The sequence below is a fragment of the Nocardioides thalensis genome (assembly GCF_013410655.1).
Classification (GTDB): Bacteria; Actinomycetota; Actinomycetes; order Propionibacteriales; family Nocardioidaceae; genus Nocardioides; species Nocardioides thalensis.
In genome coordinates this window covers 553912-579898 of sequence record NZ_JACCFP010000001.1, presented here as the reverse complement: position 1 = coordinate 579898, position 25987 = coordinate 553912, and the positions used below count along the sequence as shown (strand labels likewise).

Genomic DNA, 25987 nt, shown 5'->3' with positions numbered 1-25987 from the left:
GGGGCCGGGTACCGCTGGTCTCGACGGCCCCCACGACGGAAGGACACCGAGATGAGCACGCCGCACGCCCCCCGAGCACTCCTCGTGACCGGATTCGTGGTCCTGCTGGTCACGGTGCTGGCCGTGCTCCTCCTGATCGGAGCCGTCGAGCTCTGAGCCTCGACGCGTTCCTAGTGCCGGTGCGCGGTCAGGTCGTCGAGCAGCGCGTCGAGCAGTCGCCGCAGTCCGGGGTGGCTCACATGGCCTTCGCGGGCGACCGCCAGCAGGCGGTCGGCGATGTCACGCACCTTGACGTTGCGGTTGCGCGACCACCACTTGAGCATCGCGAACGCCGCATCGGCGTCGAGACCGTAGCCCAGCATCAGCACGCCCTTGGCCTGCTCGATGGTGTCGCGGGCGGCGGCTGAGGCTGCCACGGCCGCATCGGCGGCCGCGTTCGACTCCGCGGTGAACTCGGGCGTCAGGTCGAGGTAGTAGCCGACCAGCCGCTCGACACGCCCCCCGACGGCTTCGCCCTCGCCGACCAGCACGACGCGGCGCTCGGTCTCGCGGGTGCGGATCCGGTAGTAGATGTTGAACGGCTCGCCCGTCGCGATCGCGTCCTGCAGGGTCCCCTCGACCTTCGCCCGGTCGCTCTCGTGCTTGTGCTGGAGGAAGAGGGCCGTCGTGGGCTCGACCTCACCCGGCTCGTAGCCGTGGATCGCGAAGACGTCCTCGTCCCACTCCCAGCGGTCGTCGCCCACGTGGTAGACGAACCGGCCGGCCTGGCGATCGAGCTCGGCGGACGCTCCTGCGCGCTCCATCGGTGGCCCCCTTCGTCGTACCCGTGCTCACGTATGCGGCGGGTGCCCCCGGGTACCGATCGGCCCACTGGGAAGCCCCGGTCGAACGGCCGGTTCCCGACGTCGGGAGCAACTTATCCCGAACCCCTCGCGCACAGGATAGGCAGGTCCGCCGAGTGAAAACTCCCTCCCCCTGCGGCCCGCTCAGCGCCGCCGTCGTCAGTGCCATGACCACGACGTCCGGCGCTGCTCCGCGGCACGCTCCGAGCCGCAGCGACGCGGTGCGGGTCGTCGACCCGCTGACCGACCGCGACTTCCAGCTCGCGCTGTGGATGCTCTACGAGCTGCACTACCGCGGGTTCGACGACGTCGACCCCGAGCTCGAGTGGGACCCCCTGATGATCTCGTCGCGCTCGATGCTCGAGGGGCTCTTCGAGAGGGCGGTCCGCACGTTCGTCGGGCTCCACCCCGGCCACGCGCTCGACGGCAGCACCGACGGGCCGGCGACCAGCGCCGCGGTGGTCGACGAGCTCGTCGCGATGACGTCGTCGGACGTCATCTCCGACCTCGCGTCCTTCCTGCAGCGCAAGGCGAGCGAGGACCAATTCCGGCACTACCTGGCCCAGCGCGCGGTCTACCACCTGCGCGAGTCCGACCCCCAGAGCTTCGTGCTCCCCCGCCTCGACGGCGCGGCCAAGGCGGCGCTCGCCGGCCTCCAGTTCGACGAGTACGGCGCCGGGCGGGCCGACCGCCTGCACGCCACGCTCTACGCCACGGCGCTCGAGAGCCTCGGGATGTCGAGCGACGTCGCGGCGTACGTCGACGACGTCGACGCGACCGCGCTGGCCTCGGTCAACCTGATGTCGCTCTTCGCGCTCAACCGGCGGCTCCGGGGCGCGGCCCTGGGCCACCTGGCCGCGTTCGAGGCGACCAGCTCGGTGCCGTGCCGGATGATCGCCCAGGGCGCGCGCCGGCTCGGGCTCCCCGAGGCGGTTGCGGACTACTACGACGAGCACGTCGAGGCCGACTCGGTGCACGAGCAGGTGGCGATCAGGGAGATCTGCGGCTCGCTGGTCGCCGACGACGCCGGCCTGGCGACCGACGTCCTCTTCGGCGCGGCCGCGTGCCTGGCGGTCGACGGGCTGGCGGGCGACGTGCTCCTCCGCCGGTGGCGCGAGCAGCCCGCCGCGGTCGAGGCCGCGTCGTGACCGCCGAGCCTGCCGCTGCCGTCACCGCTCAGCTGTGCCCCGGGGGCCCGATGCTCCTGCGCGGCGCCAGCGAGGTGATCGACGAGGACGGCGTCGCCCACCCCGTCGGGCGTCCGACCGTCGCGGTCTGCCTCTGCGGTCGCTCCCAGCGCAAGCCATGGTGCGACAGCACGCACAAGCTCACCCAGAAGGTCGGTCCCGACAGCAGGAGGAAGCGATGAAGGCAGTCACCTGGCAGGGCAAGAAGACCATGGCGGTCGAGGAGGTGCCGGACCCGCGGATCGAGCACCCCACCGACGCCGTCATCAAGGTGACCTCCACGGGCCTGTGCGGATCGGACCTCCACCTCTACGACCCGCTCTCCCCGTTCATGTCGCCCGGCGACATCGTCGGGCACGAGGCGATGGGGATCGTCGAGGAGGTCGGCAGCGAGGTCACCGCCATCGCTCCCGGCGACCGGGTCGTCGTCCCGTTCAACATCAGCTGCGGCGGCTGCTGGATGTGTGACCAGGGCCTGTTCAGCCAGTGCGAGACGACGCAGAACACCGAGCACGGCACCGGTGCCAGCCTGTTCGGGTACAGCAAGCTCTACGGCCAGGTGCCCGGCGGGCAGGCGGAGCTGCTCCGCGTCCCGTTCGCCAACGTGATGCCCATCAAGGTGCCCCACGGCCCGCCGGACGACCGCTTCGTCTTCCTCTCCGACGTGCTGCCGACGGCCTGGCAGGCGGTCGAGTACGCCGGCGTGGGCGCCGACCAGACGTTGCTGGTGCTCGGCGCCGGCCCGATCGGCGACATGGCGGCCCGGATCGCGCTGAGGCGCGGCCGCCGGGTGATGGTGGTCGACCCGGTCCCGGAGCGGCTGGCTCGGGTCGCGGCGTACGGTGCCGAGGCGCTCGGCGACGACACGCCCGCCGCCGTCGTCACGGCCGTGCGCGACGCGACCTCGGGGCGCGGCGCCGACGCGGTCATCGACGCGGTCGGCATGGAGGCCCACGGCTCGCCGTTCGCCGAGTCGGTGGCCAAGTTCGTCGGGCTGCTGCCCGACGCCGTGAGCGAGCCGCTGATGCGCAGCGCGGGCGTCGACCGGCTCGCGGCGCTGCACCTGGCGCTGGACGCCGTACGCCGGGGCGGCACGGTCTCCGTCAGCGGCGTCTACGGCGGGGCGATGGATCCGCTGCCGATGATGGAGATGTTCGACAAGCAGATACAGCTCCGCATGGGCCAGGCCAACGTGCTCCGCTGGTCCGACGACATCCTGGCGCTGCTCCTCGAGGACGAGGACGTGCTCGGCGTCGAGTCGTTCGCGACGCACCACCTGCCGCTCGACGCCGCGCCGGACGCCTACCGCGACTTCCGCAGCAAGGCCGACGGCATGGTGAAGGTCGTCTTCCAGCCCTGAGCTGCCGACCCGCCGCGAAAAGACCACCAGCTCCGCCTGCTCCCCATGAGGAAGCCGGCGGAGCCGGTGGGTGGTGGGGGCCGGGACCTCCCGGGAGCGTGGTGCGTAACCTCTCCCGTGCGCCGGGTCCGTCCCCTCGGTCAGGCGGCCAGCACCTCCGGGCGGCCGATGTTGCGGCGCAGGTCGCGCAGGATCCGCTGGAGGAGCCGCGAGACCTGGACCTGGGTCACGCCGAGCTCGTCGGCGATCTGCTGCTGCGTCTTCTGCTCGTAGAACCGCATCCGCAGGATCTCGCGGTCGCGGGGACGCAGCCGACGGCAGGCCGGCGCGAGCACAGCGACGGCCTCGCTCCGGTCGTAGCCGGCGTCGAGCGTCGGCAGGCGGTCGATCCAGGCGGTGTCGGCGCCCGGGCCGGGTGCCTCGTCGAGCGAGGCGGGGCTCGCGCAGTCACGCGAGTCGATCGCCTCGATGACCTCCTCGACGGAGCAGTCCAGCTCGGAGGCGAGCTCGCTGGGTCGCGGAGCACGCCCGAGGCGCTGGGTCAGCTCCTCCTCGGCCACGGCGATGCGCGGCCGCAGCTCCTGGATCCGACGCGGGGGCCGCACCGTCCAGGTGGAGTCGCGGAAGTAGCGCTTGAGCTCCCCGAGCACGCTGGGGACCACGAAGACCAGCAGGTCCTCGCCGCGGTCGGGCTTGAAGCTCCGCACGGCCCGCGTCAGGGCGAGGTAGGCGACCTGCTCGAGCTCCTCGATCGGTTGGCCGCGGTTGCGGTAGCGGCCGGCGAGCGCGGCAGCGACCGGCAGGTTGAGCACGATCACCTCGTCGAGGAGGCGCTCCCGCTCGGGGCACTCCTCCAGGTCGTGGGCACGCGCGAGCAGCTCGGCCGTGAGGCGCTTGCGCTCCTCGGGCGGAACCTGCGGCGCAGTGGTGACCGGGATCCCGGTATCGAACGGATCAGACGGATCGGACGATGCTTCGGGATTCTTCGTTGCAGGGGTCTTGCTGAGTAGGGCAGTGGACACGTGTCGTCGCTCCCAAATTGGAGTAACGGTCGTGGCGGTGGGCTTGGCCACGGGTGTTGCGTTCCACAGACCAAACTACCCCTGTCCGCGAATTGCACAACCCACGAGTTGTCGCAATGCGCGGAAATGTTGTCGCAGATGCCCTATAAGCCCTACCGTGCGCCGGTCAGCCGGCGGTGCGGTCGAGCTGGATGTCGACGGTCGACTGCCGCAGCAGCTCCGGCGTCCGCGGGTTGATGGCGACGGCCCCGCCGCTGCGGACGCGGTTGGCGAGCAGCGCCACCTGGGTGCGGTGCTCGAGACGAAGGCGTGCGAGCAGCCCGGTGACGTGGTTCTTCACCGTCTTCTCGGCCAGGAACAGCCGCTCCGCGATCTGGCGGTTGGTGAGGCCCTCGCCGATGAGGTAGAAGATCTTGCTCTGCTGCGGCGTCAGGTCGCTGACCAGCTGCAGGGACCACTGGTGGAACTCCACCTGCTGCATCACGCGGGACGCGACGGCGGGGTCGATGAGCGAGTGACCGCCGGCGACGAGCCGCACCCCGCTGATCAGGTTGTTGCCCTCGATCTGCTTGAGGACGTAGCCGGACGCGCCGGCCAGGATCGCGGCCGAGACCGCGTCGTCGTCGTCGTAGCTCGTCAGGACCAGGCCCTTGATGTCCGGGTCGACCGCGCGCATCTCGCGGCAGATGTCGATGCCGGTGCCGTCGGGGAGGTGCGCGTCCAGCACCACGACGTCGGGTCGGAGGCGGAGGATCTCGGGGAGGGCGGCGGTGGCGGTGCCCGCCTGGCCGACGACCGTGATGTCGCCCTCGGCCTCGAGCAGGCTGTTGATGCCGCGCCGGACGATCTCGTGGTCGTCGACGAGGTACACGCGGATGGGAGGTGTGTGTGGCACCCGCACAGTCTCAGGAAGGACGGGGTGCGTACGGGACGGAATCCCGCAGGGGTGACCGAAGGATTTCCGGCGCATCACCCGAAAGGACTAGGTGCGGTCCCGAAAGGTCCGCCGCCCCGGTTGTCTGCTAGCGCCGGGCGGTCTCTCCGAGGAACTCCTGGAGCGCCCGCTCGCGCCGCCGCAGCTCGCCGAGCAGGTCCATCAGCTGGCGGGCGCTGACGTGGCCGTCGTCGTCCGGCCCCGACGGGGCCAGCCACTCGGCCGCCTCGTCGGCGGTGATCCGGGTGCCGAGCTCGAGCCGGTAGACCGTGTCCTCGAGCTCGAAGTGGATGTCGGCGACGGTCGCGGTGAAGTCGGCGCCGTCGGCCGGGTCGTGGACCACCACGTACTCCCCCGGCTCCAGGCCGCGGCTCAGCCCGCTGGCGACGTGGCTCACCGCCAGCGACCGGCTCCGGCGGCTGAACGGGCTCAGCCCGACGACGACTCGCTCCATGACTACCCCTTTCGAGACGTTCCTGTCTCGAAGGGGACAACGCGTTACCTCACCTGCGAGTAATGGGACCAAGGTCCCGATTTCCGCTACAGGTCGAACCTGCCGACGAGGTCTTTCAGCTGTCCGGCCATGCCGGTCAGGTCGGTGGCGGACCGCAGCGTGTTCTCGGCGCCCTCGCGGGTGTCGGACGCGGCCGCGGCGACCTGGGTGACGTCCTCCGCGATCCCGTTGGCGCCGGCAGCGGCCTCGGTCACCGAGCGGGCGATCTCGTTCGTGGTGGCGGTCTGCTCCTCCACGGCCGACGCGATCGTCGTCTGGATGTCGTTGATCTTCGCGATGACCTCGCTGATCCGGCTGATCGCCGAGACGGCGCCGCTGGTGTCGCTCTGGATCGCCTCGATCTTCTGGCTGATGTCCTCGGTCGCCTTGGCGGTCTCCTTGGCGAGCTCCTTGACCTCGTTCGCCACGACCGCGAAGCCCTTGCCGGCGTCGCCTGCACGGGCGGCCTCGATGGTGGCGTTGAGCGCCAGCAGGTTGGTCTGCTGAGCGATCGAGGTGATCACCTTGATGACCTGGCCGATCTCGGCCGACGACTCGCCGAGGGACGCGACCGTGGTCTGGGCCCCGCCCGCCACGGTCACCGCGTCGGTGGCGACGGTCGCGGCCTCGGTGGCGTTCTTCGCGATCTCGCGGATGCTGGCCGTCATCTCCTCGGCGGCCGTGGCGACGGTCTGGATGGACGCCGACACCTGCACCGACGCGGTGGAGGCGGACGCCGCCCGGTCGGAGGTCAGGCTGGCGCCGTCGCCCATGCCCCGCGACAGTGCCGTCAGCTCGTCGGCCGCGCCGGACAGCGTCTCCGCCGTACGGCTGATGTCGCCGAGGCTGGTGCGCATCGTGTCGAGGAGCGTCCGCAGCGCGGAGGCGACCTGGCCGACCGCGTCGTCGCCCTGGATGTCGATCTCGCGGGTCAGGTCGCCCGCCGCGGCGGCGGTGACCACCTCGAGGATCTGCTCGACCTTCGCCTTGAGCTGCTCGGCGGCCTCGCGCTCGGCCGACGCCTTCTCGATGCGCTCGACGGCGGCGGACACGAGCCGACCGACGGTGCGCAGCGCGTCGAGCCGCTCCGGCGTCGGGTCCAAGGTCTCCGTCGCGAAGAAGTCCATGGTGCCGCGGACCTCGCCACCGACGATGATCGGGAAGCAGACGCCCGACTTGACCCCGACCCGCTGGGCGACGGGCGCGCGGACGCAGTCGCTCATCTCGCCGATGTCGCGGGTGAAGTAGAGGTCACGCTGCGCCCAGGCCCGGCCGGACAGGCCGACGCCCTCGGCGAACGACGCCTCCAGGGTGACCCGGCGGAACTCCGGGCCGGCGTCCCCTGACTCGCGGTCGAACTTGAGCTTCTTGTCGGCCGCGTCGACCTGCCAGAACGAGCCGTACGCCCAGCCGAACTCGCCACGGACCGTGTCCAGGGCGACCTGGACGGCGCTCTCGACGGTGTCGACAGTCGCGAGGCTGGAGAGGATCTGGTTCACGGCGGTCGTGTCGGCGGCCGACTCGGCGCGCTCGCGCTCGAGCCGCAGCGTGTCGGTGATGACGTCCCACGTCGCCATCGCCCCGATGTAGTTGCCGTCCTTGTCGGTGATCGGGCTCACCAGCAGGTCGAGGACCTCGGGGCCGACGTTGATGTTCGCCCGGCGGGGAAGGTTCGACGCATCCGACAGCAGCCCACGCTGGTAGCTCGGGGTCTTGTGGAAGATGTCGAGGCTGGAGCCGACGACGTCCTTGGCCTTCACCGGGAGGTGCTGCTCCAGCCCGGTCAGCGTCCTCAGCGAGGCCGGGTTCATGTAGGTGATGACGAGGTCGCGGTCCGCGAACATCATGTTCGTCGGCGAGTTGTCCATCATCGAGCGCACCTGGGCCATCTCGGTCTCGAGCCGGACCTTCTCGGTGACGACGTCCCAGGTGGCCATCGCCCCTACGTAGACGCCGTGCTCATCGCGGATCGGCGACACCAGCAGGTCGAGCACCTCCGGGCCCACCTGGATGTTGGCGCGGCGCGGCAGGTTGTCAGCATCGGCGAGGATCCCGCGCTGGTAGCCGGGGTCCTTGTGGAAGATGTCGAGGCTGGCGCCCACGACGTCCTTCGCCTTCACCGGAAGGTGCTCCTCCAGCGCCGTCAGGGTCTCGAGCGACGCCGGGTTCATGTAGGTGATGACGAGGTCGCGGTCCGCGAACATCATGTTCGTCGGCGAGTTCTCCATCATCGAGAAGTACGGCGGCTCCGGCTGAGCCGCGGGCGTCGTTTCGGGAGACGGCGCCGGGACGGCGTCCGTACGGGTCCTGCGGACGTTGTCGAGAAGGGTCACGGGGTGCCTCCGGTGGTGGTGTCCGCGTCACGTTGCGGAAGGTCGAGGGCGCGGTCCACGTCGAGGACGAGCAGGATCGCGTCGGGAAGGGGTCGCACGCCCTGGACCACCGCGCTGACGGTGGCGGGCATGTTGGACGGGGCGGACTCGGGGACGACCCCGCTCTGCTCGCCCGTGTCGATGACGTCGCCGATGTCGTCGACGAGGAAGCTGACGACCTCGCCGCCCGACCGGACGATCACGTTCATCGGGAGGCGGTCGGCGGGCCGGGCGGGCAGCCCGAGCCGCACCCGCAGGTCCACCGCCGTCACGATCTGGCCGCGCAGGTTGATCAGGCCGCGGACGGCGTCGTGCGCCTTCGGCACGGGCGTCATCGGCTGGTGCCGGAGCACCTCCTGCACCTCGTCGACGGCCACGCCGAAGAAGAGGTCGTCGACCCAGAACGTGCAGAACTGCTCGGTGCCGGCCAGCGTCGCTGCGGTGCTCATGCGACCACCCCGGACCGGGCGATGACGACGTCGAGGTCGACGAGGTCGGTGACCTTGTCCTGGACCACGGCCGAGCCGATGACGCCGGCGCGGCTGCCGACCTCGGACCGCACGGCCACCGTCTCGACCACGTCGACGACGCGGTCGATCACGATGCCGACGGCGTGGTGCTGGCCGCCCTCGGCGACCTCGTGCACCACGACCGAGACCTGGCCGTCGGTACGACTCGTGCTCGCGGTGTCCGCGAGACCGATCGCGGGGGCCAGCCGCACGAGGGGCAGCAGCCCGTCGCGGTACTGGACGACCTCAGCCGTGCCGGACCTCTCCACCCGCTCGGCGGGGAACTCCTCGAGCCTCGCCACCGCTGCCAGCGGGAGCGCGGCGCGCCGGCCGCCCGCGACCTCGAGCACCAGCAGCGCGGTCGCGTCCGGGTCGCTGTCGGCGCGGGCGTCCGCGGCGTCCACGGCCGAGGCGCCGATGTCGAGCGCCTGGGTGATGCCGGGCACGTCGAGGATGAGGGCCACCCGGCCGTCGCCCATGATGGTGGCGCCGGCGTACATCGGGAGGTTCTTGAGCTGGCGGCCGATCGGCTTCACCACGATCTCCTGGGTGTCGTGGACCTCCGAGACGCAGAGGCCGAACCGGACGTCGTCGCTCTGGAGGACGACGACCGTGAGGGCGTCGCCCGCGGGCTCGGTGCCGCCGAGAGCGCTGGCGAGGTGGACGAGCGGCAGCAGCCGCCCGCGGAGCCGGAGCACGGGAGCACCGTCCAGCCGCTCGACCTGGCGGTCGAGGTCGTCGCCGTCGATGCGCACCAGCTCGACCAGGTTGGCCTGCGGGATCGCGTAGCGCTCCCCGCCCTCGCCCACGACCAGCGCGGGGATGATCGCGAGGGTGAGCGGGATGCGGACCCGGCAGGTCGTGCCGCGGCCGGGCTCGGACTGCACGTCGACGGAGCCGCCGATGCGTTCGATGTTGGTGCGGACGACGTCCATGCCGACGCCGCGCCCGGAGACGTTGGTGACCTCGGCGGCGGTCGAGAACCCGGGCCGGAAGATCAGGCCGAGCACGTCGCGGCTGTCCATCCGGGCGACCTGCTCACGGGTGACGACCCCGCGCTCGACCGCGACGGCGGCGATCTTCTCCGGGTCGATGCCCTTGCCGTCGTCGGTGATCTCGACGACGACCTGGCCGGACTCGTGGAACGCGCGCAGCAGCAGGGTGCCCTTGCGGGCCTTGCCGGCAGCCTCGCGCACGTCGGGCGGCTCGATGCCGTGGTCGAGGGAGTTGCGGACGAGGTGGGTCAGCGGGTCCTTGATCGCCTCGAGCAGGCTGCGGTCGAGCTCGGTCTCGTGGCCCTCCATCGAGAGCTCGACCTCGCGGCCGAGCTGGTGGGAGAGGTCGCGCACGACCCGCGGCATCTTCGACCAGACCTGACCGATCGGCTGCATGCGGGTCTGCATCACCGACTCCTGGAGCTCGCTCGCGACCAGGTCCAGACGCTGGCTGGCGCGGATCAGCTCGACGTCCTCGCCGCCGCCGGTGCGCTGCAGGATCTGGTTGCGGGTCAGCACGAGCTCGCCGACGAGCTGGACGAGGTTGTCGAGCAGGTCGACGTCGACGCGCACGGAGGCGTCGACGACGGTACGCCGCTCGGTGGGCTCCTCCTCGGCGGAGGCGGGCTGCTCCGTCCCCTCGGCCCGGACGGGTGCCGGGGCGGGTGCCGTCTCCGGCTGGGGTGCCGACGGCACCACGACCTCCCCGCCCGGGGACACGTCCGGGAGGGCCGTGGTGTCGTCGGCGGCACGGGTGGCGCTCTCGGCCGGTGCGGCCTTCTTGGCCGCGGCCTTCTTGGCCGGCGCCTTCTTGGCAGGCGCCTTCTTGGCAGGCGCCTTCGCCGCGGGCGGCTCCTCGGCCGGCGCCGCCTCGACCGGGGCCGGAGCCGGCTCGCCGGCGAGCAGCCGGTCGATCTCGGCGACGACCGGCGCGACGTCGATCGACGGGTCGGCGTCGGAGCCGGTCCGCTCGATCGCCCCGAGCAGGCTGCGGACGGTGTCGACCATCCGCAGCAGCGACTCGGCGACGTCGAGCGTCATCTCACGCTCGCCGTCGCGCAGCCGTGACAGCAGCGTCTCGCCGACGTGGGTCAGCTGCTCCAGCCGCCCGAAGGCGAGGAACCCGCTGGTGCCCTTGATGGTGTGGATCGTGCGGAAGATGCTCGACAGCAGCTCCCGTGACCCGGGTTGCTGCTCGAGCTCGACCAGGTCCCGGTCGAGCTGGTCGAGATTCTCGTGGGACTCCACGAGAAACTCCGCGATGATCTCGGCATCCTCGTCCATGCACTCTCCTTCTCCGACCGGTTCATCGGCGGAGGTGGCACGGCCCTGAGGACTCCGGGTGCTACTGAGAGCGGCCCTTCAGCGCCTCGGAGAGGGAGGCGACGGCGGTCTCGCTGGGCGATGCGGCGGTGGCGTTGGCGTCGGCGAGCTGCTCGAGCAGCTCGGCCCGGTGGACGCGCACCGACCTCGGCGCGTCGATGCCGACGCGGACCACGTCGCCCCGCACCTCGAGCACGGTGACCGTGACCTGTTCGGCGCCGTCGCCGATGACGATGGACTCGCCGACACGGCGGGAGAGGACCAGCACGAGAGCGAGGTTACGTCAGGCCATCAGGGGCGCGGCGAGCGGCAGGTCCGGGTCGTCGAGGACGACCTGGCACGCGCGCCGCGTCCCGGTGTTGATCACCAGCGGCGCCCGCAGGTTGACGGTGGTGTCGGCGAGGCTCGCGCCGGCGTGCACGACGAGCAGCACGAGGACGTCGGACGCGTCGCCGATCTCGAGGTCGGTCACGACGTCGTCGCTGATCTCGGGGGCGTAGTCGGGGTAGAACGGGCTGGGTGGCACCACCACGAACTGGAGGTCCTCCCGCTCGAGCGACCGGAACGCCATCAGCACGCCGTCGTCGTCGAGCCGGACCAGGGCGAACCGCTGGTCGTGCGGGAAGCCAGGCAGCGGGTGCGCCAGCTCGATCACGGGGATGTCCGCTGCGACGGTGCTCATCCCTGGATCATCTCAGGAAGTCCACCAGGCTGGGCTGGAGGACGCGCGAGGTCGCAGCGAGCGACGCCTGGTACGCGACCTCGGCGAGCTGGAGCTCGACGGTGGTGGCGGCGAGGTCGGCGTTCTCGAGGACGCTCAGGTCGTTGCTGAGCGCGAGCTCGGCGTCGGTCGCGGCCTGCACCGCCTTGTCGACCCGCTCGTAGATCGCGCCGGCGGCCGTCCGCGCGGAGACGACCGTGTCGATGCGCGTGGTGAGCTGCTGGATCGCGGTGGACACCGCGGCGTTGTCGCCCGTGCGGAGCGCGGTGGAGAGCGCGTCGAGCTCGGCGAACACCGAGGTGGCGCCGGTGCCGAACACGTCGAGACCGTCGACGTCGACCTTGACGAGGACGCCGTCCGCGATCCGCCGGTTCACGTCGCCGACGGTGCCGACGTAGGTGCCGGCGTCGTCGTACGCCCGGTCGCCGCTCGTGATCCCGCCGAAGACCGGGCGGTCGAGGTAGGTGGCGTTCGCCGAGCCGACGATGCCCTGGCGCAGCACCTCGACCTCGGTGGCGAGGGCGTCCCGCGCCACCTGGTTGAGCGCGCCGGAGTTGGCGCCGGCGAGCGCGAGGTCCCGGGCCTTGCGGACCGAGTCGGTGACCTGACCGAGGGTGGAGTCGATCTGGGTGAGCCAGCCGAGCCCGTCCTGGGCGTTGCGCGCGTACTGCTCCTGGTTGCCGATCGCCGTCCGGACCCGCATCGCGGCGGTGGTGTCGGTCGGGTTGTCGGAGGGCCGGTTGAGCACCCGGCCGGTCGTGAGCTGCTCCTGGACCCGGGCGAGCCGGGCGAGCCCGCCCTGCACCGAGTCGAGGGAGCCCTGGGTGAGCATCCGCTGGGTGACGCGTCCGATGGTCATGGCAGTCCCCTATCGGCCCACGAGGCCGGTGCGGTTGATGAGGGTGTCGAGCACCTCGTCGAGGGTGGTCATCAGACGAGCGGCGGCCTCGTAGGCGCGCTGCGACGTCATCATCGCGACGGTCTCCTCGTCGAGGTTGACCCCCGCCTGCTGCTCCCACGCGTCGTCGACCGAGCCGGCGAGCGCGGCCTGGTTCGCCGTACGGCGCTGCAGCGCGGCGACCTCGGTGCCGAACGTGTTGACCAACCGCTGGTAGGACTCCTCCACCTGACCGGCCTCGCCGAGCGCGTCGGCGTTGCCGCCGTCACGGGCGCCCGCGACGCCCGAGGCGGCGACGAGAGCCGGGTCGGTGATCGCCACGGCGAGCGAGCCCGCCGGCGCGGTCGGGTCGAAGGCGAAGAAGTCGCCGCCGGCCACGCCGGCGGAGTCGAAGCCGGCGCGGTGCTGGCCGTTGACCGCGGTCGCCAGCTCGAGCGCGACAGCGTTCAGCCCGGCGCGGTAGGTCGGCAGCGTGTCGCTGAGCAGCTCGACGACGGCGCCGGTCTCCCCACCCAGGCCGGCGGCCGGGACGACGGCGCTGCCGCCGCCGAGGGAGATCTCGAGCACGATCGGCCCGCCGTCGGCACTGCCGTCGGGGAGGACGCCGCCCGTGACCGCCAGGGTGCCGGCGGTGTCGCCGGTGACCAGCGCCTGGCCCGCCACCGAGACGTCGTACATGCCGTCGGGCCGGACCGTGACCGACGCCCCGGTCAGCTCGGCCAGGCGCAGCGCGAGGCTGTCGCGGGAGTCGCGCAGGGTCGACGCGTCGGTGCCGTTGATCTCGAGCCCGAGGATGGTCTGGTTGAGCGCCGCCAGGTCGGTCGCAGCGGTGTTGACCTCGCTGACCGCGGACAGCAGGTGGACCCGCTGGTCCGCCTCCTCGCCCGTGACGTTCGTGTACTGGTTGTGCAGCGCGAGCGCGAGCGTGGAGCCGCGGCCGATCACCTGCTGGCGGGCGGCGTCGCTGCCGGGGTTGTTGGCGAGGTCCGACCAGGACTTGCGGAAGTCGATGAGTGCCTGGCTCACGCCGTCGGGGCCGGGCTCGCCGATGCCGTTCTCCAGCCGCTGGAGGACGGTCTGGCTGGTCTGGAGGTAGGTCAGGGCGCCGTGCTCGCGCCGGACGCGGGCGTCGAGGAGGCCGTCGACCATCCGCTCCATGCCGGCGACCCGCACCCCGTCGCCGTGGCCGCCGTACCGCGACCAGAGGGCCGGGACCTCGGGTCCGCCCAGCGCCTCGGCCTGCACGCGGCGCCGTACGTAGCCCTCGGTCGCGGCGTTGGAGATGTTGTTGCTCGCGACGTCGAGCGCGACCGCGTTGTAGCGGATCGCCGACAGCGCGGACTGGACCGACCCGAAGGACCCCGCCATCACAGCGCCTGGTCGACGAGTCGGGTGCGGGCTCCGACGACCGCGGAGCCCGACGGGGTGTAGCCCTCGGTGACGCCGCCACCCATGGCGAGCAGCGTCTCCTGGGCGGCGCGGTAGCCGGCCGACAGCAGCTCCTTGTTCTCCTCGGAGAGCTCGGCGATCTCGCGAGCGAGCGCGATCAACGCGTCGCGGTGCTCGATGAGGATCGCGCGCCAGGGCTCGGGCGCGGCCTCGGCGAGCGCACCGAGCGAGGGGTTGGGCTCCAGGCCCAGCTCCTCAGCGGCCGCGTCGGCGGCGACGGCGCGCATCAGCTCCGACTCGCGCATCGTGCTCAGGACGTCCTCGATCTCGCGGGTCGCCTGGTTGAGCCAGCGGGTCCGGCCGCTGGCGAGCAGCACACGCTCGACCTCGAGCTTGAAGGAGAGCAGCTCGAGCAGCTCGCGCTCCCGCCACAGGATCTGCGACAGCCTGTCCACTGGGCTTCCTCCCGGAAATGCACCCCGCGGTCCGGGGCTCTTGCCGTTGTCCATCGCCCGGGAAACATCCGACCTGAGGGATCGGCACCGAATCTCCTGGCATTCCATCCCGCTGCCGGTCAACGCCCTCTAGTCAATTCGGACCGCGACCAATTAGGACCTAACGGGACCAGGGTCCCGACTTTGCTGGGACCAGGGCCCGACTCCCCCGAAAGGCCCCGAACGGTCGTTGACGCGCAGGCAGCGTTCCGGCTCGTGACCAGCACTTCTTCCCCCGCCGCGGACCTCGACGCCCTCATCACCAGCCACATGCCGCTGGTCGGCCACATCGTCCGCGAGACGATGGGCCGCGTCCCCTCGCACGTGAGCCGGGACGACCTCACCTCGGCGGGCTTCACCGCCCTGGTGCAGGCGGCCCGGGCGTACGACGCAGAGCGCGGCGTGCCGTTCGAGCGGTACGCCGCCACCCGCATCCGCGGCGCCGTGCTGGACGAGCTGCGGTCCATCGACTGGGCCTCCCGCTCGGTGCGCCGCCGGGCCCGGGACCTGTCCGAGACCCGCAGCGCGCTCGCCAACGCGCTCGGCCGGACCCCGACCAACGCCGAGGTCGCCCGCGCCGCCGGCATCTCCGAGGAGGAGGTCGTCGCCAACGACGACGACGTCGCCCGCGCCCAGGTGCTCTCGCTGCACGCGCCGGCCGCCGCGTCGATCGACGACCTGCTGCCCACCCGCGCGCCGTCGCCCGAGGAGGTCGTCGAGCACGAGGAGCGGCTGGCCTACCTGCGGGAAGCGGTGGAGGAGCTGCCCGAGCGGCTCCAGAAGGTCGTCCGCGAGTACTTCTTCGACGAGCGGCCGATGGCCGACATCGCGGCCGAGCTCGACGTCACCGACTCGCGCATCTCCCAGATGCGCGCCGAGGCGCTGGTGCTGCTGCGCGACGCGCTCAACCACGCGCTCGAGCCGTCGCTGGTCAAGCAGACCGGCAAGGCCGGCGGCGTCGCCCAGCGTCGCCGCGAGGCCTACTTCGCCGCCGTGGCCGCCCGTCACGCCGAGGCGACCCGCCGCCCTGCCGTGCGCGGCCTGGGCGCGGTCGGCTGAGTCCCGACACGCCCGAGCCCCGGGGCTCGGGCGACTCGACCACCGAAAGCCTCCAAAACCTCTCAGGCCGTGACGGCCGCCACCGATCAACACCCCGACGGACGCCCACGGACGGGCATCCGGGAACACACAGGACCTGAATCCAGGAGGGAACCATCATGGGTCTTCGCATCAACCAGAACATCGACGCCGTCAACGCGTACCGCAACCTGTCGGTCACGCAGGGCCAGATGTCCAAGTCGCTCGAGAAGCTGTCGAGCGGCTTCCGCATCAACCGCGCCGCGGACGACGCCGCCGGTCTCGCCATCTCCGAGGGCCTGCGCTCGCAGGTCGGCGGCCTCAAGGTGGGCGTCCGCAACGCCCAGGACGGCGTCTCGGTCGCACAGACCGCTGAAGGTGCGCTCACCGAGGTCCACTCCATGCTGCAGCGCATGAACGACCTCGCCGTGCAGTACAACAACGGCACGCAGAACACCGAGTCGCAGGCCGCGCTCTCGGCCGAGTTCACCGCGCTCCACTCCGAGATCGAGCGGATCGAGGCGAACACGAAGTTCAACGGCGTCTCGCTGTTCGCGGGCGCTGCGCTGACGTTCCAGGTCGGCTACGACGCCGCCGACGAGATCGACATCTCCGCCACCGCCCTGGCCGCGATCGACGTCTCCGCCGCCGTCATCACCGACAGCTCGACGGTCCAGTCCGCGATCACCACCATCTCGACCCAGCGCGCCGAGCTCGGTGCGGTGCAGAACCGGTTCGAGCACACGATCAACAGCGTGAACGTCGCGATCGAGAACCTCTCGGCGTCGGAGTCCCGGATCCGCGACACCGACATGGCGCAGGAGATGATGAACTTCACCCGTTCGCAGATCCTGTCCCAGGCCGGCACCGCGATGCTCGCGCAGGCGAAGTCCGCCCCGCAGAGCGTCCTGCAGCTGCTGCAGGGCTGATCCCGTACGGCGGCCGCGTGACCCGCGGAGCGCCGTACGACTGAGCACCGGGTGCCGGTGGGACCCCCGTCCTACCGGCACCCGGACTCGTTTCCCCACCCCATCCCTGGACATCCCTGGACGGAAGGAGCCGGCATGGCGAGCGCGATCGTCAGCGGCCTGGCGAGCGGGCTGGACACCGCGACCATCATCAACCAGCTCATGCAGCTGGAAGCCGTGTCGCAGACCAAGCTCAAGACCCGGGTCACCCAGGAGCAGAGCGGTGTCACCGCGCTGCAGCAGCTCAACACCCGGCTCGCGTCGCTCGCCGAGGCGGCCAAGAAGCTCGCCGACGTCACCACGGGCACCGGCCCCTGGTCCTCCCTGAAGGCGACGTCCACGAACACCGCGGTCACCGTGACCGCGACCACCAGCGCCGCGCCCGGCACCTTCTCGGTGACCGTCGGCCAGCCGGCGCTCACCCACCGTCTCTCCTTCGCGGACTCCCTCGCCGCCACCGACGCTGTCGGCGCCGCGACGCTCACCGCGAAGGACGGCACCGAGATCGCCATCGCCGGCGGCTCGCTGAAGGACTTCGCCGCCGCGATCAACGCGGCGGACGCGGGCGTCCGCGCCACCCTGGTCAAGGTCGGCAACGACGGCACCGCCGACCAGTACCGGCTCCTCGTCGAGTCCACCACCACCGGCGCTGCCGAGGACTTCCAGCTCACCGCCGCCGACGGGTCGCCGCTCCTGGGGGGAGCGGCGGTCCGAGCGGGCCAGGACGCCACCATCGACATCGGCGGCATCGCTGCCAGCTCCAGCACGAACACGTTCGCCGACGTGGTGCCCGGCGTGACGATCACGCTCGCTCCCGGCGCCACCGGGGCGGCCGACGTCGCGATCACCCGGGACGCCGGCGCGCGGTCCGCTGCGGTGAAGTCGCTCGTCACCGACATCAACCAGATCCTCGAGTCGATCCGCACCACCACCGCGGTCAACGGCAAGGACCCCAGCAAGGCCGGGGTCCTGGCGGGCGACAGCACCGTCCGCACCGTCGCGTCGCGCCTGGTCGAGAGCATCTACCCGGCGACCGGCTCGCTGGCGCCGTACGGCATCGAGGTCGACCGCTACGGCAAGCTCGTGTTCAACGAGGAGAAGTTCGCGGCGGCGTACACGTCCGATCCCGACGCGGTGACCGCGGCCTTCACCGGCGCCGGCGGCTTCGCCTCCCGCGTCGAGGCCGTCGCCAAGACCGCCAGCGACCGGTTCACCGGGTCGATCACGACCAACATCGACGGCCGCGCCAAGGGCATCGACCGCCTCAACGACAGCATCGCGCAGTGGGACACCCGGCTCGCCCTGCGCCGGCAGACGCTGGAGCGCCAGTACACCGCGCTCGAGACCGCGCTGTCGCGGATGAACAGCCAGTCGGCCTGGCTCACCAGCCAGCTCCAGTCCCTCTCGTCCGGTTCGGAGGAGTAGCGATGTACCCGACCAACGCGCGCGCCGCCTACATGGGCAACTCGGTGGGCACCGCCAGCCCCGCCCGCCTCCTCGTCATGCTCGTCGAGCGCCTGGTGCTCGACGTCGAGCGCGGCCTCCGCGCCCAGCGCGAGGAGGACTGGCAGGCGGCCCACCACCACCTGACCCACGCGCAGGACATCGTGATCGAGCTGGAGACGAGCCTCGACGTCGACGCGATGCCCGGCGGCCACGAGCTGGCCGGCCTCTACGACTTCCTGCGCCGCCGCCTGGTGACCGCGAACGTACGCCGCAACGCCGGCGTCACGCAGCAGGCCCTGGTCATCGCGCGCCACCTCTGCGACACCTGGCGGCAGGCCGCCATGGCCGCCGCGCGCTGACCGGCGCTGACCCGCGTCTGGCCCACCCGGGCCATCCCGACCAACCGTTCGCACGATCCGGCCGCCCGGCCACTTCGAGAAGCATGGAGCCATGACGGACGCCCCCACCTGGGAACAGGCCCTCGACGCCCTCGAGCACCACATCCGCGACGCGGAGGCGCTGCTCAACGGCGACACCGAGGAGCTGGACATCAGCGAGTGGACCAAGCCGCACGGCCTCGGGCCGATGCCCGCGCACCTGGTGGACCGGGCGATGGCGCTGCGCGCCCGCCAGGCGACCCTGATGGCCGTGATCCCCGTCGTGCTCGCCGAGAACCGCAAGCAGCGGCAGATGGCCGCCCGGATGGACACGGCTCCGGACCGGCGCCGGGCCGACGCGGTCTACGTCGACGTCTCCGCCTGAGCTGCCGACTCGGCTCGTCTTCACGCCTGGAAGACGCCGAGTCGGCGCATCTTCACGCTCCTCCGACACCGAGTCGGCGCGTGATCACCAGCCGACTCGGCACTTCCAACGCGTGAAGACCAGCCGACTCGGCGATCAGGACAGGGCGCGGGTGATCCGGGCGGGGAGCTCCTCGAGCGGCAGCACGTCCTGCGCCAGGCCGGCCATCGACACCGCGCCGGGCATGCCCCACACGACGGACGTGGCCTCGTCCTGGGCGAGCACGGTCGCACCGGCGGCCGAGAGGACGCGGGCGCCCTCCAACCCGTCCTGGCCCATGCCGGTCAGCACGGTCACCAGCGCGCGGCCGCCGTACACCTCCGCCGCGGAGCGGAACAGCACGTCGACGGCGGGCCGGCAGAAGTTCTCCTGGGGTCCCTGGTCGAGCGCGACCCGGACCTGGCCCGCCGACGAGCGCAGCCGCAGGTGGAAGTCGCCGGGAGCGATGAGCACCTCGCCCGCCCGCACCGCGTCGCCGTCCGCCGCTTCGCGCACGGTCAGCGCCGCATCGCGGTCGAGCCGTTCGGCGAGCATCGTCGTGAAGAGCGCGGGCATGTGCTGCACCACGAGCACGGGCACGCCCAGCGTCGCCGGCAGCCTCGGCAGCAGCCGCGCGAGCGCGTCGGGCCCGCCGGTCGAGCACCCGATCAGCAGCACGTCGGGCCTGCCCGCGGACGCGCGGGCGGGCGCGACGGTGACCGGCGGGCGCCGTACGGCGTCGCGGCCCCCGGCCGGCGCGAGCTTGCGCATGCCCACCAGGGCACGAATCCGAGGCACCAGCTGGTCGCGGATCGCCGCGATGCCGTCAGCGATCCGGCCGGTGTTGGACGGCTTGGTCACGTAGTCGGACGCGCCCCGCGACAGCGCATCGAGTGTCGCGGCAGCGCCGCGCTCGGTCAGCGTCGAGAACATGATGACCGGCAGCCGCGGGTGCGTGGCCCGGATCTCCGTCAGGGCACCCAGCCCGTCGAGCCGCGGCATCTCGATGTCCATCGTCACCACGTCGGGCGCCAGCGCCGCGACCTGCTCGACGGCCTCGACCCCGTCCTTGGCCACCCCGACGACCTCCAGGTCGCTCGCCTCAGCAAGCGCCGTCGTCACCAGCCGCCGCACGAGCGCGGAGTCATCCACCACGAGAACACGGATGCGCGTCGTCATACGCCCCCCATCGGCTCCCCCACCCCTCTCCTGAGAGGCCTCGGTTTCGAGGCTCGTCGCTAGCGCTCCTCCCACCTCAACCAGCGGCACGAGCGACAGGGGCCGGTGGCGCGGCACGAGCGGGCGGCCGGCTGGGACGGGCCGCCCTCCCGGCGATTTCGCGACGACGCGCCGACGCCCCGACCCCCGCGGCGCCGTACCGAAGAGCGTCGCGCGCGGCGGAGCGAGCAAGCCGGGAGGGCGGGCCGGCGCAGCCGGACGCCCCCAACCCCAGCAGGGTCCATCGACTCCTCAGGAGCGACATCCCCCATCCGAATACACGGACATGACCGCCGCCCCCGGAACCTACGAGTCGGTCTCCGCGCTCGTCCGGCGCGAGACCTCGATGGTGTACGACGCCGGCAAGGAGTACCTGGTGGAGGCCCGCCTCCGCCCGCTCGCCTCCGCCGTCGGCTGCACCGTCGACGAGTACGTCGCCCGCCTGCCGGTCGACCCGGCCGAGCGACGCAAGGCGGTCGACGCGCTCACCATCAACGAGACGAGCTGGTTCCGCGACCACGCGCCCTACCAGGCGTTCACCGAGTCGATGCTCCCCGCGCTGCTCGAGGAGCGAGCGATCACCCGGCGGCTGCGCATCTGGAGCGCCGCCTGCTCGAGCGGCCAGGAGGCCTACTCGATCGCGATGCTCCTCGACCAGCACCTGCCCGCCGGCTGGAGCTACGAGATCGTCGCCAGCGACGTGTCGACGGCGATGCTCGAGCGGGTCACCGCCGGCCGCTACAGCGCGGTCGAGGTCAACCGCGGCCTGCCCGCCACCCACCTGGTCCGCTACTTCGAGCGGGCGGGCAACGAGTGGCAGGTCGTGCCGCAGCTCCGCGAGCGGGTCTCCACCCGCCACCTCAACCTCGCTGCGCCGTTCCTCGGGCTCGGGACCTTCGACGTGGTGCTGCTGCGCAACGTCCTCATCTACTTCGACCACGCGACGAAGTACGACATCCTCCGCCGGATGCGGCCGACCGTCGGCACCAACGGCTACCTGCTGCTCGGGTCGTCGGAGACCACGCTCGACGCCCCGCCCGAGGTCGCGGACCTCTGGACCCGCGAGGCCATCGGCCGGGTCCAGGTGCTGCGCCCCGCCCCACCCACGAACGGAACAAGGAGCCTGACGTGAAGGCCTTGATCATCGACGACTCGCGCGCGATGCGGAGCATCCTGCGCCGGATCGTGACCTCGCTCGACTTCGACACCGTCGAGGCAGGCCACGGCCAGGAGGCGCTCGACACCATGCGCTCCGGCGACGTACCCGACGTCTGCCTCGTGGACTGGAACATGCCGGTGATGGACGGCTACACGTTCATCACCGAGGTCCGCGCCAACCCGGACTGGCGCAACGTGACGCTGATGATGGTCACCACCGAGAGCGAGCAGCGCCAGATCGTCAAGGCGCTCGCCGCGGGCGCGCACGAGTACGTCATCAAGCCGTTCACGCCCGACGCCATCGCCGAGAAGCTCGAGCTGCTCGGCCTCACCTCCGGCGGTGCCGCATGAACCTCGACCTCCGCACCGTGACCGGCGACTTCGGCCTGCCCGTCGACACCGGCGACGTGGTCGCCCCGGCAGCCGACGACGTCTACGAGCTCACCGCCGAGGTGTGGTCGAGCCTGCTCGGCAACGCGATCCCGCTGCTGTCGCGCCCGGTGCCGCCGGGCACCCCGTTCGACCCGGCCGGCGCCTGGTCGGCGTCGGTGTCGGTCAGCGGCGGCTGGCACGGCATGGTCACCGTCGAGCTCACCGAGTACGCCGCCCGCACGCTCACGCGGGCGATGCTGGCGCTGCCCGACGAGACCCCCGACGACGAGCTGGGCGACGCCGACGTCGCCGACGCGGTCGGCGAGCTGGTCAACATGGTCGGCGGCAACGTCAAGAGCCTGATGCCCGGTCCGAGCACGCTGTCCCTCCCCGCCGTCGCGGCGGGCCGGGCGGCCTTCCCGTCCGAGGTCCACGAGGTGGCCCGGGTCGACGTCACGTGGGCGGGCGAGCCCGTCCGCGTCGGCGTCCACGTCCCCACTGGAGAGAGCAACCGATGAAGATCCTGATCGCCGACGACAGCCGCGTGATGCGCCAGATCGTCGTCCGCACCCTGCGCCAGGCCGGCCACGGCGGCCACGACATCGTCGAGGCCGAGAACGGCAAGCAGGCCCTCGAGCTGGTGCAGTCCGAGCAGCCCGACCTCGTCCTCTCGGACTGGAACATGCCCGAGATGACCGGCATCGACTGCCTCTCCGCGCTCCGCGCGTCCGGCTCGACGGTGAAGTTCGGCTTCGTCACCTCGGAGGGCTCCGACGAGATGCGCGAGCGCGCCGCCGCCGCGGGCGCCGCGTTCCTCATCGCCAAGCCGTTCACGCCGGAGGCGTTCGACGACGCGCTCCGGTCGGTGATCTGACATGGCGATCCACCTCCCGCAGCCCAAGCAGCTCAAGGACCTGCTCACCGACCTGCTCGGGCGCGACGTGACGCTCTCGCCCAGCACGCCGTACGCCCCGGGCCTCGACGAGGCCACCTCCATCGCCCTGTACGTCGACGACCACCTCAACATCGTGGCCGTCATCGCCTGCGACCTGCCGTTCTCCGCCCACGCCGGCGCCGCCATCGGCCTCGTCCCGCCCGGCGGCGCCGAGGCGGCGATCGACGACGGCAAGCTGACCGACACCCTCGCCGAGAACCTCTACGAGGTGCTCAACATCGGCGCCTCGGTCTTCAACGTCGAGGGCGCCGACCACGTCAAGCTGCACGCCCTCCACCCCGCCGGCATGCCCACCGACCCCATGCTCCGCCTCCGCGTCCTCACCCTCGGCCGCCGCGAGGACCTCGCCGTCGACATCGCCGGCTACGGCGCCGGCCGCCTCAGCGTCGTCCTCACCTGACCCGACCCCCACCACAACACCACACGACGCCGCGGGCGGCGCCGCGGGATCGTCCGGATTCCGCAGCGCCGTCCGGGCGATTTCGCGACGACGCGCCGACGCCCCGACCACCGCGGCGAGGAAGCACAGAGCGTCGCAGCGCGGCGGAGCGAGCAAGCCCGGAGGGTGCTGCGGAATCAGGACGATCCCGCGGACCAGGATGGCCCGCGGACCGCAAGCGAAAACACCTCAGCTCCTCCCGCCCCCACCCGATCTACACCCCGAGCACGGATCGCTCACCCACCTGCCACGGATCGGCACCGCCTCGCCCCATCGACCCCGATGGGCGACCCGCACAGGGGGAACCGCACCCGTGTCCTACGCCGTGTCCGGCCTCATGGCCGACTCAGTCGGATTCGTGCTCCGCACCGCGATCAACGGATTGTCCCTGCGTCAGCAGGTGATCGCCGACAACATCGCGAACGTCGACACCCCGCACTTCCGGGCGCGCGCCGTGGACTTCGAGTCCGCGCTCTCCGCCGCCATCGACCGCGGGTCGGTCACCTCCGCCGGGCAGCTCACGCCCGCCGTCGAGGCGACCGAGACCCCCGTCGGTGCCAACGACAACAACGTCGACCTCCGCAAGGAGTCGATCGCGTCGATCCAGACGCAGTTCCAGTACCAGATCGTCGGCCGGGCGTTCAGCGACCGCCACAGCCTGATGACGACCGCGACGGCGAGCTTCTGATGAGCGCGTTCGAGACGCTCCGCATCGCCAACACCAGCCTGGGCGCCCACCAGGTGTGGCTCGACGCGATCGCCGGCAACATCGCCAACGTCAACACGGTCACGTCCACCGACGACGACGCGTTCCAGGCGACGTACGTCATCTTCGGCGCGCGGGAGGACGGCGGCGTCGACGTCGACGGCTTCGCGGGCTCCGACCCCGAGGGCCGCCTCGTGCACGATCCGGGCCACCCGCTCGCCGACGAGGACGGCTACGTCCGCGCGCCCGAGCTCGACATGTCCTCGCAGATGGGCCAGCTCGTCATGGCGCAGCGTGGGTTCCAGGCCTCGGTGCAGATGACCAAGACCGCGCAGGACACCTACACCGCCGCGCTCCAGATCGGCTCCAAGTGATGAGCGTGACGCCGGTCGAGTTCCCGTCCTTCCCGATGCCCGGGATGCCCACCGTCGGCGGTGTCGGCGAGGTCGCCGCGCCGTCGCTGAGCGAGTCCGTCGCCCCCGCGACCGCCGCCGACCCGGCCGCGGGCGCCGAGTTCGGCTCGATGGTCCTCGACGGCCTGGACCGGCTCGAGGGCCTGACCGACCGCGCCGACGGCCTGGCCGTCGAGGCGGCCACCGGGAAGCTCGACAACATCCACGACTACACGATCGCCGCCAGCGAGGCGTCGGTCGCCACCCAGCTCACCGTGGCGCTGCGCAACAAGGCCGTCGAGGCCTTCAACGAGATCATGCGGATGCAGGTCTGAGGGGCCTGACACATGCGAGACAAGATCACCTCCACGCTGGCGCGCGCCCGCGACACGTTCTCCACCTTCACCACCGGCCAGAAGGCCGTGGCCATCGTCGGTACGGCGGCCCTGCTCATCGCAGCGGTGATGGTGTTCCGCTGGGCCTCCACCCCCAGCTATGCGCCGCTCTACTCCGACCTGTCGGGCGCTGACGCCAGCGCCGTCATCGAGGAGCTCGAGGCGCAGGGCATCCCCTACGAGATCGCCGGCGGCGGCGGCACCGTGATGGTGCCGCGTTCCGAGGTCTACGAGACCCGGATCGCGCTGTCGGGCCAGGGCCTGCCGGCCAGCTCGGACGGCGGCTACTCGATCCTCGACGAGCAGGGTCTTTCCACCTCCGAGTTCAAGGAGACGACCGACTTCAAGCGCGCGATGGAGGGCGAGCTCGCCACCGCCATCGAGACGATCGAGGGCGTCGAGACCGCGGTCGTGACCCTGGCGATCCCGGAGAAGGAGGTCTTCGCCGACGAGCAGGAGCCCGCGAAGGCGTCGGTGCTGATCGACGCCGCCCACGGCACCACGCTCGGCGACGAGCAGGTCCAGGCGATCGTGCACCACGTGTCGTACGGCGTCGACGGCCTCGACGCCAAGAACGTCACCGTCAGCGACACCACCGGCGCGGTGCTGACGCAGCCGGGCGACGAGTCCGGCTCCGGCATCAGCGGCGAGCGCAGCGAGCAGGTGCAGGAGTTCCAGGACGCGATGCAGGCCGACATCCAGGCCGTGCTCGACCGCGTGCTCGGCCCGGGCAACTCGACCTCGACCGTCACCGCCGACCTCGACTTCGACAAGGCCGTCATCGAGAGCCGCGAGTACACCGTCAACGAGGACGTCCCGCCGCTGTCGGAGTCCAACTCCTCGGAGACCTACAACGGCCCCGCCGGCTCGGGCGCCAACCCCGGCGGCACCGTCGGCCCGGACGGCCAGATGGACCCCGGCGCCGGCACGACGGGCGAGGGGGCGTACGAGAACACCACCGAGACCCGCGACAACCCGGTCAACGAGACCGTCGAGCACCGCGAGACCGCGCCCGGCAGCGTCAACAGCATCCACGCGGGCGTCGTGCTCGACGAGACCGCCGCCGCCGCGATCGACCCCGACCAGGTCGAGGACTGGCTGCGCGCCGCCGTCGGCTTCGACCGGGAGCGCGGTGACACCTACGACGTCACCGTGATGCCGTTCGACAGGTCGGCCGAGGAGGCCGCCGCAGCCGAGATCGCCGCGGCGAAGGCCGAGGACGCGGCCGCCGCCGAGAAGCGGATGTGGCGCAACGTCGCGATCGGCGCGGGCATCGCACTGATGGTGCTGCTCGCCTGGTTCCAGTCCCGGCGCCGGGCGCGCGCCCGGCAGGAGGCGACGACGTACATCGTCGAGCAGCTCCGCGCCGACCAGGCGGCCCGCACGCCGATCGAGGCCCCGGCCCCGGCCGTCGCCGCCCTCGAGGCGGTCGAGGAGGCCGAGGACGACAAGGTCCGTGACGACCTCCTCGCCCTCGTGGAGAAGCAGCCCGAGGACGTCGCGGCGCTGCTGCGCGGCTGGCTGGTGGACCCGAAGTGAGCA

The 25987-nt window shown here is 71.8% G+C and carries 30 protein-coding genes; 17 read left to right on the top strand and 13 right to left on the bottom strand.

The features are described from left to right. Window positions 1-170 precede the first annotated feature (170 nt). Window positions 171-803 (bottom strand): PAS and ANTAR domain-containing protein, encoded by a 633-nt coding sequence (locus HNR19_RS02830; RefSeq protein ID WP_179666468.1) that lies wholly within the window; start codon window positions 801-803, stop codon window positions 171-173. 206 nt (window positions 804-1009) lie between these two features. On the opposite strand from HNR19_RS02830, the gene HNR19_RS02825 reads away from it, so the two are divergent. From HNR19_RS02825 to HNR19_RS02815, 3 genes are read left to right on the top strand one after another with little or no spacing between them, the layout of a single operon-like run. Next, window positions 1010-1990 (top strand): iron-containing redox enzyme family protein, encoded by a 981-nt coding sequence (locus HNR19_RS02825; RefSeq protein WP_179666466.1) that lies wholly within the window; start codon window positions 1010-1012, stop codon window positions 1988-1990. Beyond that, a complete protein-coding gene (locus HNR19_RS02820) occupies window positions 1987-2211 on the top strand; it encodes a CDGSH iron-sulfur domain-containing protein (RefSeq protein WP_343047022.1) in 225 nt (74 codons plus the stop codon). Before HNR19_RS02825 ends, HNR19_RS02820 begins: the two co-directional genes overlap by 4 nt. Further along, window positions 2208-3389 carry an alcohol dehydrogenase catalytic domain-containing protein gene (locus HNR19_RS02815; protein ID WP_179666464.1) on the top strand — a complete coding sequence of 394 codons (1182 nt, stop codon included), beginning with the start codon at window positions 2208-2210 and terminating at the stop codon, window positions 3387-3389. Before HNR19_RS02820 ends, HNR19_RS02815 begins: the two co-directional genes overlap by 4 nt. Window positions 3390-3529: 140 nt before the next feature. Here HNR19_RS02815 and HNR19_RS02810 read toward each other — a convergent pair whose 3' ends face one another. From HNR19_RS02810 to HNR19_RS02760, 11 genes are all read right to left on the bottom strand, one after another. Further along, a complete protein-coding gene (locus HNR19_RS02810; RefSeq protein WP_179666463.1) occupies window positions 3530-4411 on the bottom strand; it encodes a sigma-70 family RNA polymerase sigma factor in 882 nt (293 codons plus the stop codon). A 166-nt stretch (window positions 4412-4577) separates the two neighbouring features. Next, a complete protein-coding gene (locus HNR19_RS02805; RefSeq protein ID WP_343047021.1) occupies window positions 4578-5306 on the bottom strand; it encodes a response regulator in 729 nt (242 codons plus the stop codon). Window positions 5307-5433: 127 nt separating this feature from the next. Further along, the gene (locus HNR19_RS02800; protein WP_179666460.1) at window positions 5434-5799 is read right to left on the bottom strand and encodes a hypothetical protein; all 366 of its coding nucleotides are present in this window, start codon (window positions 5797-5799) and stop codon (window positions 5434-5436) included. Between the two features lie 86 nt (window positions 5800-5885). Continuing rightward, complete coding sequence (locus HNR19_RS02795) at window positions 5886-8171, bottom strand: methyl-accepting chemotaxis protein (protein WP_343047020.1); 2286 nt, start codon at window positions 8169-8171, stop codon at window positions 5886-5888. After that, complete coding sequence (locus tag HNR19_RS02790) at window positions 8168-8659, bottom strand: chemotaxis protein CheW (RefSeq protein WP_179666459.1); 492 nt, start codon at window positions 8657-8659, stop codon at window positions 8168-8170. The genes HNR19_RS02795 and HNR19_RS02790 overlap by 4 nt, the downstream gene beginning before the upstream one ends. Beyond that, a complete protein-coding gene (locus tag HNR19_RS02785) occupies window positions 8656-10998 on the bottom strand; it encodes a chemotaxis protein CheA (protein WP_179666458.1) in 2343 nt (780 codons plus the stop codon). Before HNR19_RS02785 ends, HNR19_RS02790 begins: the two co-directional genes overlap by 4 nt. A gap of 61 nt (window positions 10999-11059) precedes the next feature. Further along, window positions 11060-11305: a carbon storage regulator CsrA gene (gene csrA, locus HNR19_RS02780; protein ID WP_179666456.1), complete on the bottom strand. Its 246-nt coding sequence runs from the start codon at window positions 11303-11305 to the stop codon at window positions 11060-11062. A 15-nt stretch (window positions 11306-11320) separates the two neighbouring features. Next, a complete protein-coding gene (gene fliW / locus HNR19_RS02775) occupies window positions 11321-11719 on the bottom strand; it encodes a flagellar assembly protein FliW (protein ID WP_179666455.1) in 399 nt (132 codons plus the stop codon). A 7-nt stretch (window positions 11720-11726) separates the two neighbouring features. Further along, the gene (locus HNR19_RS02770; protein ID WP_179666453.1) at window positions 11727-12617 is read right to left on the bottom strand and encodes a flagellin N-terminal helical domain-containing protein; all 891 of its coding nucleotides are present in this window, start codon (window positions 12615-12617) and stop codon (window positions 11727-11729) included. A 9-nt stretch (window positions 12618-12626) separates the two neighbouring features. After that, complete coding sequence (flgK, locus tag HNR19_RS02765) at window positions 12627-14024, bottom strand: flagellar hook-associated protein FlgK (protein ID WP_179666452.1); 1398 nt, start codon at window positions 14022-14024, stop codon at window positions 12627-12629. After that, window positions 14024-14500 (bottom strand): flagellar protein FlgN, encoded by a 477-nt coding sequence (locus HNR19_RS02760; protein WP_343047019.1) that lies wholly within the window; start codon window positions 14498-14500, stop codon window positions 14024-14026. The genes flgK and HNR19_RS02760 overlap by 1 nt, the downstream gene beginning before the upstream one ends. A 255-nt stretch (window positions 14501-14755) precedes the next feature. Here HNR19_RS02760 and HNR19_RS02755 point away from each other — a divergent pair, with 255 nt between their 5' ends. The 5 genes from HNR19_RS02755 to HNR19_RS02735 all read left to right on the top strand — a co-directional run bounded on the left by HNR19_RS02755 (window position 14756) and on the right by HNR19_RS02735 (window position 18792). Next, window positions 14756-15598 (top strand): sigma-70 family RNA polymerase sigma factor, encoded by an 843-nt coding sequence (locus HNR19_RS02755; RefSeq protein ID WP_343047018.1) that lies wholly within the window; start codon window positions 14756-14758, stop codon window positions 15596-15598. A gap of 158 nt (window positions 15599-15756) precedes the next feature. Further along, the gene (locus tag HNR19_RS02750; RefSeq protein WP_179666449.1) at window positions 15757-16545 is read left to right on the top strand and encodes a flagellin N-terminal helical domain-containing protein; all 789 of its coding nucleotides are present in this window, start codon (window positions 15757-15759) and stop codon (window positions 16543-16545) included. Window positions 16546-16680: 135 nt separating this feature from the next. Continuing rightward, a complete protein-coding gene (gene fliD, locus HNR19_RS02745; protein ID WP_179666448.1) occupies window positions 16681-18009 on the top strand; it encodes a flagellar filament capping protein FliD in 1329 nt (442 codons plus the stop codon). Between the two features lie 2 nt (window positions 18010-18011). Beyond that, entirely contained in the window at window positions 18012-18389 is a 378-nt protein-coding gene (gene fliS / locus HNR19_RS02740) for a flagellar export chaperone FliS (RefSeq protein ID WP_179666446.1), read from the top strand. Window positions 18390-18480: 91 nt separating this feature from the next. After that, the gene (locus HNR19_RS02735; protein WP_179666445.1) at window positions 18481-18792 is read left to right on the top strand and encodes a hypothetical protein; all 312 of its coding nucleotides are present in this window, start codon (window positions 18481-18483) and stop codon (window positions 18790-18792) included. Window positions 18793-18927: 135 nt separating this feature from the next. Here the strand turns inward: HNR19_RS02735 and HNR19_RS02730 are convergent, their stop codons facing one another. Further along, window positions 18928-19989, bottom strand: coding sequence for a protein-glutamate methylesterase/protein-glutamine glutaminase (locus HNR19_RS02730; protein ID WP_179666443.1), 1062 nt, complete (start codon window positions 19987-19989; stop codon window positions 18928-18930). A 325-nt stretch (window positions 19990-20314) separates the two neighbouring features. Between HNR19_RS02730 and HNR19_RS02725 the strand changes: the two genes are divergently transcribed. From HNR19_RS02725 to fliF, 9 genes are all read left to right on the top strand, one after another. Beyond that, window positions 20315-21160 (top strand): CheR family methyltransferase, encoded by an 846-nt coding sequence (locus tag HNR19_RS02725; protein ID WP_179666442.1) that lies wholly within the window; start codon window positions 20315-20317, stop codon window positions 21158-21160. Then, entirely contained in the window at window positions 21157-21537 is a 381-nt protein-coding gene (locus tag HNR19_RS02720; protein WP_179666441.1) for a response regulator, read from the top strand. The genes HNR19_RS02725 and HNR19_RS02720 overlap by 4 nt, the downstream gene beginning before the upstream one ends. After that, entirely contained in the window at window positions 21534-22076 is a 543-nt protein-coding gene (locus tag HNR19_RS02715; protein ID WP_179666440.1) for a chemotaxis protein CheX, read from the top strand. Before HNR19_RS02720 ends, HNR19_RS02715 begins: the two co-directional genes overlap by 4 nt. Then, on the top strand, window positions 22073-22432 hold the full coding sequence (locus HNR19_RS02710) for a response regulator (protein WP_179666438.1): 360 nt from the start codon (window positions 22073-22075) through the stop codon (window positions 22430-22432). The genes HNR19_RS02715 and HNR19_RS02710 overlap by 4 nt, the downstream gene beginning before the upstream one ends. Before the next feature lies 1 nt (window position 22433). After that, on the top strand, window positions 22434-22913 hold the full coding sequence (locus tag HNR19_RS02705; protein ID WP_179666436.1) for a hypothetical protein: 480 nt from the start codon (window positions 22434-22436) through the stop codon (window positions 22911-22913). Window positions 22914-23265: 352 nt separating this feature from the next. Then, a complete protein-coding gene (gene flgB / locus HNR19_RS02700) occupies window positions 23266-23640 on the top strand; it encodes a flagellar basal body rod protein FlgB (RefSeq protein WP_343047017.1) in 375 nt (124 codons plus the stop codon). Further along, entirely contained in the window at window positions 23640-24032 is a 393-nt protein-coding gene (locus tag HNR19_RS02695; protein WP_179666435.1) for a flagellar basal body rod protein FlgC, read from the top strand. Before flgB ends, HNR19_RS02695 begins: the two co-directional genes overlap by 1 nt. Further along, window positions 24032-24385 (top strand): flagellar hook-basal body complex protein FliE, encoded by a 354-nt coding sequence (gene fliE / locus HNR19_RS02690; protein WP_246303466.1) that lies wholly within the window; start codon window positions 24032-24034, stop codon window positions 24383-24385. Before HNR19_RS02695 ends, fliE begins: the two co-directional genes overlap by 1 nt. A gap of 12 nt (window positions 24386-24397) precedes the next feature. Beyond that, window positions 24398-25984, top strand: a complete 1587-nt coding sequence (gene fliF, locus HNR19_RS02685) for a flagellar basal-body MS-ring/collar protein FliF (RefSeq protein WP_179666434.1) — start codon at window positions 24398-24400, stop codon at window positions 25982-25984. Window positions 25985-25987: the final 3 nt, after the last annotated feature.